Here is an 11829-nt window from a genome sequence, read left to right on the forward strand (position 1 = left end):
GCGTTCAGACCGCGCGTGGCGACCCTCAGCGCAGGCCGTCGAGGGTCCTCTCGATGGCCGTCACGAGCCCCTGGACGGACGGGCCGTCCTTGAGGATGTCGCGGCTGGAGGTGCCGAGGACGAAGGGGTAGGCCGCGCCGAAGGTGCGGCGCATGTCCTCGGCCGTGGCGCCCTGGGCCCCGAGGCCGGGAGCCAGGATGGGACCGTTGAGCGAGGCGAGGTCGAGACCCAGGTCGCTGATCGCCGCCCCCACGGTCGCCCCGACGACGAGACCCACGGAACCGAGGCCGGATACTCCGGCATTCTCAGCCGCGGCCGCCTCGATGATCCGGCGGGCCACGGAGGCCTCTCCCCCGACGTGCTGGACGCTCGCGCCCTCCGGGTTGGAGGTGAGCGCCAGCACGAACACGCCGCGGCCGTGGGCCGCCGCGAGGTCCAGTGCCGGGCGGAGTGACTCGAAGCCCAGGTACGGGCTGAGCGTCACGGCGTCCGCCGCGAGGGGCGACGACGGCGACAGCCACGCGTCCGCATAGGCGGCCATCGTGGAGCCGATGTCACCGCGCTTGGCGTCGGCGATCGTGAGCACCCCGGCCGAGGCGGCGTCCGCGAGCAGACCCTCCAGAACGGCCAGACCGGCAGATCCGTGCCGCTCGTACAGGGCGACCTGGGGTTTGATGGCGGCCACACGGCCGGACGCGGCCTCCAGGACGCGCGCGGAGAACTCCTTGAGCCCCACGGCCGAGTCGTCCAGCCCCCAGGCCTCCAGGAGACCGGGGTGCGGGTCGATGCCCACGCAGAGCGGGCCGAGGGAGGCCATGGCCTCCGCCAGGCGGGCGCCGAAGTCGGCGCCCGCCGTCGTCGTCTGGTCAGCCATTGCGGACCGCCGCGAGGTTCGCCGCGTGCTCCTGCAGGCTGGTGACATCCCATTCGTAGGTGCGGATGGCCTCCATGGCCTGCACGGCCACGTTGAACTCCGCGACCGTGGTGATGCACGGGATGCCGATCGAGGTGGCCGCGGCGCGGATCTCGTAGCCGTCGCCACGGGCTTCGCCACCGGACGGGGTGTTGAACACCATGTCGATCTCACCGGCGACGATGCGGTCCACGATCGTGTTCTCGCCCTCGCCGGCGCCCTGGCCCTCGGCGACCTTGCGGACCAGCGTCGCCTGGATGCCGTTGCGCTGGAGCACCTCGGCGGTGCCGCCGGTCGAGACGATCTCGTAGCCCAGATCCGAGAGGCGCTTGACCGCCAGGATCACGGCGCGCTTGTCACGGTTCGCGACCGAGACGAACACGCGGCCCTCACGGGGCAGCGGGTTGTTCGCGCCGGCCTGGCTCTTGGCGAAGGCCGTGTCGAAGTGCTTGTCGATGCCCATGACCTCACCGGTCGAGCGCATCTCCGGGCCGAGCAGGGAGTCGACCACGTGGCCGTCCTCGGTGCGGAAGCGGCTGAAGGGCAGCACGGCCTCCTTGACGGCCACCGGGGCCTCCAGCGGGAGGTTCGCGCCGTCGCCCTGCTCGGGGAGCATCTTGTACGCGGTGCGGAGCTGGTGGATGGTGACGCCGACGCCGATCAGCGCGGCCGCCTTCGCCATCTGCACGCCGGTGGCCTTGGAGACGAACGGCACGGTGCGGGAGGCGCGGGGGTTGGCTTCCAGCACGTACAGGACGTCCGAGGCGAGGGCGAACTGGATGTTGATGAGGCCGCGCACACCGACACCCTCCGCGATGGCGCGGGTGGCGTTGCGGACACGCTCGATCACGTTCTTGCCGAGCGTGATCGGAGGCAGCACACAGGCGGAGTCACCGGAGTGCACGCCGGCCTCCTCGATGTGCTCCATGATGCCGCCCAGGTACATGTCGGTGCCGTCGAAGAGGGCGTCGACGTCGATCTCGACGGCGTCCTCCAGGAAGCGGTCGATCAGGACCGGGTGGTCCGGGGTGATCTCGGTGGCGTTGGCGATGTAGCGGGACAGATTGGCCTCGTCATAGACGATCTCCATGCCGCGGCCGCCCAGCACGTAGGACGGGCGCACCAGGACCGGGTACCCGATCTCGTCGGCGATCTTCTTGGCGTCCTCGAAGGAGACGGCGGTGCCGTTCTTCGGGGCGATCAGGCCGGCGTTGTCCAGCACGCGGGAGAACTCGCCGCGGTGCTCGGCGAGGTCGATGGCCTCCGGCTGCGTGCCGAGGATCGGGACGCCGGCGTCGGCCAGTTCCTGCGCGAGCTTGAGCGGCGTCTGACCGCCCAGCTGCACGAAGACGCCCATGACACCGCCGGTGCGCTCCTCCGCGGCGATGACCTCGAGCACGTCCTCCAGGGTGAGGGGCTCGAAGTACAGGCGGGTGGACACGTCGTAGTCCGTGGACACGGTCTCCGGGTTGCAGTTGACCATGACGGTCTCGTAGCCGGCCTTGCGCAGCGCCATGGAGGCGTGCACGCAGGAGTAGTCGAACTCGATGCCCTGGCCGATGCGGTTCGGGCCGGAGCCCAGGATGATGACCGACGGCTTGGAGTGCAGGCCCACCTCGTCCTCCTCGTCGTAGGACGAATAGTGGTACGGGGTGTAGGCGGCGAACTCGGCGGCGCAGGTGTCCACGGTCTTGTAGACCGGGCGGATGGAGAGCGCCTGGCGCACACCGCGCACCACGGCCTCCGGGTTGTTGGTCAGGGCGCCGATCTGGGCGTCCGAGAAACCGTGACGCTTCGCCAGGCGCAGCATCTCCGGTGTCAGGGCCTCGCTGCTGCGGATGGTGCCGGCGACCTCGTTGAGGAGCTGGAGCTGGTCCAGGAACCAGGGGTCGATCTTGGTGGCCTCGAAGACCTGCTCGACCGTCGCGCCGCCCAGGAGGGCGCGCTGCACCTGGTGCAGACGCTCGGTGGTGGGGCGCTTGGCCTTCTCGAGGAGCTCCTCCACCTCCCACTCGGGGACGTGGCTGAAGTCCAGGGTGGCGCCCTTCTGCTCGAGCGAGCGGAGCGCCTTCTGGAGGGCCTCGGTGAAGTTGCGGCCCAGGGCCATGGCCTCGCCGACGCTCTTCATGGTGGTGGTGAGGGTCGGGTCCGCCGCCGGGAACTTCTCGAAGGCGAAGCGCGGGACCTTGACCACGACGTAGTCGAGGGTCGGCTCGAAGGAGGCCGGGGTCTTCTGGGTGATGTCGTTGGGGATCTCATCCAGGGTGTAGCCGAGCGAGAGCTTCGTGGCGATCTTGGCGATCGCGAAGCCGGTCGCCTTGGACGCCAGGGCCGAGGAGCGGGACACGCGCGGGTTCATCTCGATGACCACCACGCGGCCGGTCTCGGGGTTCACGGCGAACTGGATGTTGCAGCCACCGGTGTCGACGCCGACCTCGCGGATGACGGCGATCGCGACGTCGCGCAGCTTCTGGTACTCGCGGTCGGTCAGCGTCAGGGCAGGCGCCACGGTGATGGAGTCACCCGTGTGGACGCCCACCGGATCGAAGTTCTCGATGGAGCACACGACCACGACGTTGTCGTTCTTGTCGCGCATCATCTCCAGCTCGTACTCCTTCCAGCCGAGGATGCTCTCTTCGAGCAGCACCTCGCTGGTGGGGCTGTACTGGAGACCCTGGCCGACGATGCGGCGCAGATCGCTCTCGTTGTACGCCAGGCCGGAGCCCAGGCCACCCATGGTGAACGACGGCCGGACGACCATGGGGTAGCCGAGGTCGTCGGCCGCTACCAGGGCCTCGTCCATGGTGTGGATGATGTGGCTCTTGGCACTCTCGGCGCCACAGCGCTCGACCACGCCCTTGAACTTCTCGCGGTCCTCGCCCAGCTCGATCGCGGCGATGTTCGCGCCGATCAGCTCGACGTCGTACTTGGCCAGCACGCCGTTCTTGTCCAGCGCGATCGCCGTGTTGAGGGCCGTCTGGCCGCCCAGGGTCGGCAGGACAGCGTCGGGGCGCTCCTTGGCGATGATCTTCTCGACCACCTCGGGGGTGATCGGCTCGACGTAGGTGGCGTCGGCGAACTCGGGGTCGGTCATGATGGTGGCCGGGTTGGAGTTGACCAGGATGACCCGCAGGCCCTCCTCCTTCAGGACACGCAGGGCCTGCGTGCCGGAGTAGTCGAACTCGGCCGCCTGGCCGATGACGATCGGTCCGGACCCGATGACCAGGACACTCTTGAGGTCTGTACGTTTCGGCATGCTTAGGCGTCCTTGTCCTTCTGGTTGGTCTGGCCGCTCTCGGCTTCCATGAGCTCGATGAAGCGGTCGAAGAGGTAAGCGGCGTCGTGCGGGCCCGAGGCGGCCTCGGGGTGGTACTGCACGGAGAACGCGGGGATGTCGAGGCAGGAGAGGCCCTCGACCACGTCGTCGTTGAGGCTCACGTGGCTCACCTCGACGCGGCCGAAGCGGCTCTCCGGCGCCTGGGTGGCGCCGTCCATGGGGGCGTCCACCGCGAAGCCGTGATTCTGCGAGGTGATCTCCACCTTGCCGGTGCGGCGGTCCAGGACCGGCTGGTTGATGCCGCGGTGGCCGTACTTCAGCTTATAGGTGCCGAAGCCGAGCGCGCGGCCCAGGATCTGGTTGCCGAAGCAGATGCCGAAGTACGGCAGCTTCTCGTCCAGCACGGAGCGCAGGAGGCTGACCTGGGCGTCCGCCGTCGCGGGGTCGCCGGGGCCGTTGGACATGAAGAACCCGTCCGGGTTCACGGCCTTGACGTCCTCCAGCGTGGCCGTGGCCGGGAGGACGTGCACGCGCACGCCGCGCTCGGCGAAACGCTGCGGGGTCATGGCCTTGATGCCGAGGTCGATCGCGGCGATGGTGAAGCGTGGCTCGCCCTCCCAGCCGTGCTCGGACGGCTCGACGACGTACGCCTCGTCGATGCTGACCTCCTCGGCCAGGCGGGAGCCTTCCATCGGCTCGCTCGCCCGGACCGCGGCCAGCAGCTCGGCGTCGCTCGCCTGAGCGGCCTCGCCCGAGAAGATGCCGGCGCGCATGGTCTTGTGCTCGCGGAGGTGGCGGGTCAGCGCGCGGGTGTCCACGCCCTGGATGCCCACGATGCCCTGGCGGACGAGCTCCTCGTCGAGCGAGGCCTCGCTGCGCCAGTTGGAGGGACGTCGGGCGGGGTCCCGCACCACGTACCCGGCGACCCAGATGCGGCGGGATTCGGCGTCTTCACCGTTCACGCCGGTGTTGCCGATGTGCGGGGCGGTCTGCACCACGATCTGACGGGCGTAGGAGGGGTCCGTGATGGTCTCCTGGTAGCCGGTCATGCCGGTGGTGAAGACGGCCTCCCCCAGAGTGGTGCCGACGGCACCGTAGCTCTGGCCGCGGAAGATGCGTCCGTCTTCCAGGACGAGAACTGCCGCGCCGGTGCTCGCCTCAGGCGTTTGAATGCTCACTGTGTCCTCTTGTTCGCGTTCGTGTGGTCTGTCATGTCGTTTCGGAGGGCCCTCAGGCCCGTGCGGGGCCCAGAAGTCGCTCCAGGGCTTGCCGCAGTGGTTCGGTGTCGGCGCCGTGCCGGGGCAGGAAACCCGTGTCCAGGCTGCGCTCCCCCAGCTTCCAGGTGGCGACGAGGATCTGCTCCTTGCCCAGGAACTTCCCCGCCATGCCGCTGGTCAGCCGGACCTCCTCGAGGTCGGCTGCCGGGATGAAGAGCTCCTCGCAGCCCGGCCGCGTGATCAGCACGCCGTCCGGGTGGACGGCCAGGTCCGCCCGGGAGCGGATGCCCAGGCTGTGGACCGCCACGCGGTCCAGCCAGTCCCCCGCCGTCGTCGTGGCCACGTACTGGCCTGCGACGGCGAGTCCGGGCTCGCCGAGCTCAGGCACCGCGGGCAGCGGTTCCAGATCGCTCTGGCGCCGCTGGCGGCTGCGCCAGCCCACGTACAGCAGCACGATGACCGCCGCCCCGAGGGCCAGCATGAGGATGCCGGGCAGGACCTTGTCCATGGCTCAGGCCCCGACGGTGGTGCGGGGCGTGTTGAGCGCACCGTCCAGCACCGTGGGATGGCCGTGGAAGAACGTGGCCCGGACCTTGCCCGGCAGCTCCATGCCCTGGAACGGCGTGTTCCGGCCCTTGGTGGCCATGGCCTTGCCGTCCACGGTCCAGCGCGCCGCCGGATCCACCAGGGTGAGGTTGGCGGGCTCGCCGACCGCCAGTGGACGGCCCTGGTCGGCCACGCGGCCGACCTCGGCCGGGACCTCGGACATCACGCGGGCCACATCGGCCCAGCTCATGAGCCCGCTGTCCACCATGGTGTGCTGCACCACGGACAGGGCCGTCTCGAGGCCGGTCATGCCCATGGCGGCCTGCGCCCACTCGCACTCCTTGTGCTCGCTCGGGTGCGGCGCGTGATCCGTGCCGATGACGTCGATGACGCCTTCGGCCAGGGCCTGGCGCAGGGCCAGGACGTCGTCCTGGGTGCGGAGGGGCGGGTTGACCTTGTAAACAGGGTCATAGCTGCGGACCAGCTCGTCCGTCAGCAGCAGATGGTGCGGGGTGACCTCGGCGGTGACGCGGATGCCGCGCTGCTTGGCCCAGCGGATGATCTCCACGCTGCCGGCCGTGGAAACGTGGCAGACGTGCAGGCGGGAGTCGACGTGCTGCGCCAGGAGCACGTCGCGGGCGATGATGCTCTCCTCGGCGACCGCGGGCCAGCCGGCCAGGCCGAGGACCGCGGACACCTCGCCCTCGTTCATCTGGGCGCCCGCCGTGAGGCGCGGCTCCTGAGCGTGCTGGGCGATGACGCCGTCGAACGCCTTCACGTATTCGAGGGCGCGGCGCATCAGGACCGGGTCGTGGACGCAGATGCCGTCGTCCGAGAACATCCGGACCTGAGCGCGGGAGTCGGCCATGGCGCCCAGCTCGGCGAGCTGCTCGCCGGCCAGGCCGACGGTCACGGCGCCCACGGGGCGCACATCGACCCAGCCGGAGGCCTGGCCGAGGCTGTGGACCTGCTCGACGACGCCGGCCGTGTCGGCCACCGGGGAGCTGTTCGCCATGGCGTGCACGGCGGTGTAGCCGCCCAGCGCCGCGGCGCGGGTGCCGGTCTCGACGGTCTCGGCGTCCTCCCGGCCCGGCTCACGCAGGTGGGTGTGCACGTCCACGAGTCCGGGCAGGGCCACGAGACCTGACGCGTCGATCACCGTCGCGCCCTCAGCGTCCGGGTGGGCCGCGGCCTCGGCGCCGAGCGCTGCGATGACGCCCCCGGCGATCAGGATGTCCGTGGGCTCGCCGCCCAGGAGCGAGGCTCCCGTGAGGAGGTGGTTGTCGGAACTCATGCGGGGATTCCCTCCGTGACGGCTTCGTTGCTGTGGTCTTCGGCGTCCCGGCCGCCGGCCAGGAGCAGGTAGAGCGCTGCCATGCGGACGGACACGCCGTTGCTGACCTGGTCCAGGACGGTGGAGCGCGGCGAGTCGGCCGCGGCGGAGGAGATCTCCAGACCGCGGTTCATGGGGCCGGGGTGCATGATGATCGTGTCCTTCAGGCCGTGACGGTCCAGCGCCTCGAGGCGCGCGTCGTCAAAGCCCCAGCGGCGCGAGTACTCGCGGGCGGAAGGGAAGAAGGAATCGTGCATGCGCTCCTTCTGGACCCGCAGCATCATCATCGAGTCGACCCCGGCTTCCAGCGTGGCGTCCAGGTCGTAGCTGACCTCACACGGCCAGCTCTCGACGCCGACCGGCAGCAAGGTGGGCGGGGCCACGAGCGTCACGCTGGCGCCCAGGGTCCGCAGCAGCCACACGTTGGAGCGGGCCACCCGGGAGTGCAGGACGTCCCCGGCGATCGCGACCCTCATGCCCGACAGATCGGTCCCCGCGGAATCAGTCCCCGCGAGCTTCGCCCAGTGCCGCCGCATGGTGAAGGCGTCCAGGAGCGCCTGCGTGGGGTGTTCGTGCGTGCCGTCGCCGGCGTTGAGGATCTTCGCGTCGATCCAGTCCGTGTTGGCGAGGCGCTGCGGCGCGCCGCTCGCCCAGTGCCGGATCACGACGGCGTCGGCGCCGATCGCCGCGAGGGTCTGGGCCGTGTCCTTGAGGGACTCCCCCTTGCTCACCGAGGAGCCCTTCGCGGAGAAATTGATGACGTCGGCGGAGAGACGCTTGGCTGCGGCCTCGAAGGAGATGCGCGTGCGGGTCGAGTCCTCGAAGAAGAGGTTGACCACGGTGCGTCCGCGGAGCGCGGGGAGCTTCTTGACCTCCCGCTGGCCGACGCGCGCCATCTCCTCCGCGGTGTCGAGGATGTCCAGGGCGTCGCGGCGGCTCAGGTCCTGGGTGGAGAGAAGGTGTTTCATGCGCCCGCCTCAATCACGACTTCGTTGTCACCGGAGTCGACTTCGCTCAGGTGCACGCGGACCTTCTCGCTGCTCGCGGTGGGGAGGTTCTTGCCCACGTGGTCCGCCCGGATCGGCAGCTCGCGGTGCCCGCGGTCCACCAGGACGGCCAGGCGGACGATGCGGGGACGGCCCAGGTCCACCAGGGCGTCCAGGGCGGCGCGGATGGTGCGGCCGGAATAGAGGACGTCATCCACCAGGACCACGACCTTGCCGTCGAGGCCGCTCTTCGGGAGCTGGGTGGGAAGCGGTGAACGTGTGGGCTGATGAGCCAGATCATCACGGAACATGGTGACGTCGAGCTGGCCGAGGGATTCCCGGACGTCGAAACCGGGGTGCGCTGCGGCGATCTTCTGCGCCAGGCGCTGAGCGAGGGGGTAGCCGCGACGGGGAATACCGAGCAGGACGAGATCCTGGGTTCCCTTGTTCGCCTCGATGATCTCAAAGGCGATGCGGGTCAACGCGCGATCGATGTCGTCGGAGCTGAGGACGACGCGCTGGGCCGGTTGCCCGGCCGAGGATGCACTGGTGGCGTCATTCATGCCTCTCTCCCCTTTCCCCGCCTCACGGGACGGAATTAAAAAAGGATGATTGCGTACCAAAATTACCACACGGCCCGGGCCGGACCGCTGTGTGACGGCCGCCGTCGGGCGTGATCCGCGACGCATCCGGCGCGTTGCGTCCGCGTGCTGGCTGGGGAGCCTCCGAATCAATACGATGGAGAATCATGAGCGCCCCACCGTACGGTCACGACGACCCATCAGGCCATCAGGTCCCCGGCCGGCAGCCGCATCAGGCGCCCGCGCCGGAGCCCTTCTTCGTCCCCGAGGACCAGCAGCTGAATCCGAGCTGGATCGGCCGGGTGGATCCCGAGAGCTATACGCAGCCCGGGGCGAACTACGCCGGACGGCCACCGCTGCAGCCGTCGGCGCCCGTGCAGTATCAGGGCCAGCAGTATCAAGGTCAGCAGTATGCGCAGCAGCCCGCCCAGCCGCAGGGAGGCACGCAGTTCGGCGGCCAGCCGCAGTCGTTCCAGCAGCAGCCCTTCCAGCAGGAGCCTTTCCAGCAGCCGGCGCCCGGGCCTCAGGGGTGGCAGCAGAACCCGTGGCCGCAGGGCCAGATGCAGCCCGCCCCCGCCCAGCAAGCGTCGGCCCCCGCCTGGCCCGCCGGACCGCAGCAGTTCCAGGGCGCCTGGCAGCAGACGCCGATGGGCTGGACGCCACCCCGCCGGCACCGCAACATCAACCCGGCCACACTCGCGCTCATGATCATCGGCGGAGTCCTCGCCTTCCTCAGCCTCGTCCTCGTGCTGCCGCTGCTGCTCTCGAACGTCGGCGGTCAGGGGTTCATCGGCGGTTTCTTCGCCTCCCTCATCCCGCTGGCGATCGTGCTCACCGCCGTGTACTTCATGGACCGCTGGGAACCCGAGCCCCGCAAGCTCCTGCTGTTCGCCCTGCTCTGGGGCGCCACGGTCGCCGTCGCCACCACCGTGGTGATCCAGCCGTTCTTCCTCCAGCTCGCCCCGCCGGATTCGACCAAGGCGGAGGTCCAGACCTTCCTGGCCACGGTGGAGGCCCCGATCGTCGAGGAGTTCTCCAAATCCCTCGGCCTGCTCCTGCTGGCGCTCCTGGCGCGGAAGTACTTCGACGGCCCGGTCGACGGACTGGTCTACGCCTTCACCATCGCCGCGGGCTTCGCCTTCACGGAGAACATCCTCTACTTCGGCCGCATCTATTCCGCCGAAGAGGGCGCCGGCCAGACGTTCTGGACCATCGTCTTCCTCCGCGGCATCCTCTCCCCCTTCGCGCACGCCCTGTTCACGGGAGCCACCGGCCTTCTCATGGGCTTCGCCGCCCGCCGCTGGAACCGGGGACTGACCGTCGGGGCGTTCTTCGTGGGACTGCTGCCGGCCATGTTCCTGCACCACCAGTGGAACAGCATGGGCCAGGACTTCCTCTGGCTCTACATCGTCATCCAGATGCCGCTCTTCTTCCTGGCGGTCCTCGGTTTCATCTTCCTGCGGGTCGCAGAGGCCAAGCTGACCCGCGCGCGGCTGAGTGAGTACGCCGCGGCCGGCTGGCTCACCTGGCCGGAGGTGGGGCTCTTCGCCACGGGCCAGGGACGCCGGGCCGCCAAACGCTGGGCCTCCCAGTTCGGCCGGCAGAAGACCATGCACGAACTCATCCGCACCGCGACAGCCTTGGCCTACACCCGTCAGCGGATCCTCACCGGGCGGGACCTCCCCCGCCTTCAGCAGGACGAGCACCGGCTGCTCGAGCGCCTCGGCCAATTGCGGTCCATGGTGACCGCCTGAAACCTCCGCGAACTGAGTCCTCCGCGAACGACGACGGCGGCCCGCCCCGGAAAGGGGGCGGGCCGCCGTCGTCGTGCCATGCTTGGCCGGCTCACGCTGAGCGCTGGACCCCTTCGTGGGGATCAGGCCAGCAGCGTGGGCTTGAGCTCCTTCAACCGGCCGAGCAGGCCATTGATGAACGCGGGTGAGTCGTCCGTGGACAGGGTCTTGGCGAGGCTCACGGCCTCGCTCACGGCCACGCTGTCCGGCACGTCCTCGTTGTAGAGCAGCTCCCAGGTCCCGATGCGGAGGATGATCCGGTCCACATTGGGCATGCGCTCCAGGGTCCAGCCCTGAGCGTACGTGGTCAGGAACTCGTCGATGGTCTCCTGCAGCGACACCACACCTTCGACCACTTCCACCGTGTAGGGGTTGATGATCTGGTCGGTGTGCTCACGCCGTTCCTTGATGACGGAGAACGGGGTGACCTGACGCTGCTCGGCTTCGAACAGGATGTCGAGTGCCCGGTTGCGGGCCTTGCCGCGGGCGCTCACTAGTCGGTGACCCGGCCCAGGTAGCCGCCGTCACGGGTGTCGACCTTGACGCGAGTGCCCTGCTCGAGGAACAGCGGGACCTGGATCTCGTAGCCGGTCTCCACGGTGGCGGGCTTGGTGCCGGCGGAAGAGCGGTCACCCTGCAGGCCGGGCTCGGTGTAGGTGATCTCCAGGACGACGCTGGCCGGCATTTCGAGGTAGAGCGGCGCACCATCGTGCATGGCGATGATGACCTGCTGGTTCTCCAGCATGAAGTTCTTCGCGTTGCCGACGACCTCGGGGGTCACGGTGAGCTGGTCGTAGTCCTGGACGTCCATGAAGACGTAGTCCACACCGTCCTGGTACAGGTAGGTGTAATCGCGGCGATCGACCGTGGCGGTCTCGATCTTGGCGCCGGCGTTGAAGGTCTTGTCCACGACCTTGCCGGAGAGCACGTTGCGGAGCTTGGTGCGCACGAACGCGCCGCCCTTGCCCGGCTTCACGTGCTGGAACTCGATCACGTTCCAGAGGTTGCCCTCCAGCTTGAGGACCGTGCCGTTCTTGATGTCGTTCGTGGTTGCCACTGCAGCCTCTCTCCCGATGCGGACTGTCCGGGGCCCTGAGGGCGCGAACAGCCATGTAGTTGTCAAAAAACCGAGATCCAGTCTACCGCGTTCGGCGGACTGCCCGGAAAACGACCGGATGGCCGT

Annotated in this window: 10 protein-coding genes; 1 reads left to right on the top strand and 9 read right to left on the bottom strand. The window is 69.2% G+C overall.

Annotation, left to right across the window (positions count from 1 at the left end; translation table 11 throughout):
- Window positions 1-25: 25 nt before the first annotated feature.
- Genes pyrF through pyrR form a run of 7 tightly spaced genes read right to left on the bottom strand, consistent with a single transcriptional unit; the run spans window position 26 to window position 8835 of the window.
- Window positions 26-874, bottom strand: coding sequence for an orotidine-5'-phosphate decarboxylase (gene pyrF, locus AB6732_RS07140; protein WP_370959292.1), 849 nt, complete (start codon window positions 872-874; stop codon window positions 26-28).
- Complete coding sequence (gene carB / locus AB6732_RS07145) at window positions 867-4169, bottom strand: carbamoyl-phosphate synthase large subunit (protein WP_370959293.1); 3303 nt, start codon at window positions 4167-4169, stop codon at window positions 867-869. Before carB ends, pyrF begins: the two co-directional genes overlap by 8 nt.
- A gap of 2 nt (window positions 4170-4171) precedes the next feature.
- Window positions 4172-5368, bottom strand: a complete 1197-nt coding sequence (gene carA / locus AB6732_RS07150; RefSeq protein WP_243874798.1) for a glutamine-hydrolyzing carbamoyl-phosphate synthase small subunit — start codon at window positions 5366-5368, stop codon at window positions 4172-4174.
- Between the two features lie 52 nt (window positions 5369-5420).
- Window positions 5421-5915 (bottom strand): hypothetical protein, encoded by a 495-nt coding sequence (locus tag AB6732_RS07155; protein WP_208188776.1) that lies wholly within the window; start codon window positions 5913-5915, stop codon window positions 5421-5423.
- 3 nt (window positions 5916-5918) lie between these two features.
- Complete coding sequence (locus AB6732_RS07160) at window positions 5919-7247, bottom strand: dihydroorotase (protein WP_370959294.1); 1329 nt, start codon at window positions 7245-7247, stop codon at window positions 5919-5921.
- Window positions 7244-8254, bottom strand: coding sequence for an aspartate carbamoyltransferase catalytic subunit (locus tag AB6732_RS07165; protein WP_370959295.1), 1011 nt, complete (start codon window positions 8252-8254; stop codon window positions 7244-7246). Before AB6732_RS07165 ends, AB6732_RS07160 begins: the two co-directional genes overlap by 4 nt.
- Window positions 8251-8835 (bottom strand): bifunctional pyr operon transcriptional regulator/uracil phosphoribosyltransferase PyrR, encoded by a 585-nt coding sequence (pyrR, locus tag AB6732_RS07170; RefSeq protein WP_278268990.1) that lies wholly within the window; start codon window positions 8833-8835, stop codon window positions 8251-8253. The genes AB6732_RS07165 and pyrR overlap by 4 nt, the downstream gene beginning before the upstream one ends.
- A 185-nt stretch (window positions 8836-9020) precedes the next feature.
- Here pyrR and AB6732_RS07175 point away from each other — a divergent pair, with 185 nt between their 5' ends.
- A complete protein-coding gene (locus tag AB6732_RS07175) occupies window positions 9021-10607 on the top strand; it encodes a PrsW family intramembrane metalloprotease (protein WP_370959296.1) in 1587 nt (528 codons plus the stop codon).
- A 122-nt stretch (window positions 10608-10729) separates the two neighbouring features.
- On the opposite strand, the gene nusB is transcribed toward AB6732_RS07175, so the two are convergent.
- Together nusB and efp are read right to left on the bottom strand one after the other, a co-directional pair.
- Window positions 10730-11140: a transcription antitermination factor NusB gene (gene nusB, locus AB6732_RS07180; RefSeq protein WP_066212693.1), complete on the bottom strand. Its 411-nt coding sequence runs from the start codon at window positions 11138-11140 to the stop codon at window positions 10730-10732.
- Window positions 11140-11703 carry an elongation factor P gene (gene efp / locus AB6732_RS07185; protein ID WP_370959297.1) on the bottom strand — a complete coding sequence of 188 codons (564 nt, stop codon included), beginning with the start codon at window positions 11701-11703 and terminating at the stop codon, window positions 11140-11142. Before efp ends, nusB begins: the two co-directional genes overlap by 1 nt.
- Window positions 11704-11829: the final 126 nt, after the last annotated feature.

Origin of the sequence: Arthrobacter sp. RCC_34, assembly GCF_041360795.1 — a bacterium.
GTDB lineage: Bacteria > Actinomycetota > Actinomycetes > Actinomycetales > Micrococcaceae > Arthrobacter_E.

Coding starts and splice junctions, on each gene's coding strand:
- pyrF (WP_370959292.1), bottom strand. CDS start 874: ATGGCTGACCAGACGACGACGGCGGGCGCCGACTTCGGCGCCCGCCTG.
- carB (WP_370959293.1), bottom strand. CDS start 4,169: ATGCCGAAACGTACAGACCTCAAGAGTGTCCTGGTCATCGGGTCCGGA.
- AB6732_RS07155 (WP_208188776.1), bottom strand. CDS start 5,915: ATGGACAAGGTCCTGCCCGGCATCCTCATGCTGGCCCTCGGGGCGGCG.
- AB6732_RS07160 (WP_370959294.1), bottom strand. CDS start 7,247: ATGAGTTCCGACAACCACCTCCTCACGGGAGCCTCGCTCCTGGGCGGC.
- AB6732_RS07165 (WP_370959295.1), bottom strand. CDS start 8,254: ATGAAACACCTTCTCTCCACCCAGGACCTGAGCCGCCGCGACGCCCTG.
- pyrR (WP_278268990.1), bottom strand. CDS start 8,835: ATGAATGACGCCACCAGTGCATCCTCGGCCGGGCAACCGGCCCAGCGC.
- AB6732_RS07175 (WP_370959296.1), top strand. CDS start 9,021: ATGAGCGCCCCACCGTACGGTCACGACGACCCATCAGGCCATCAGGTC.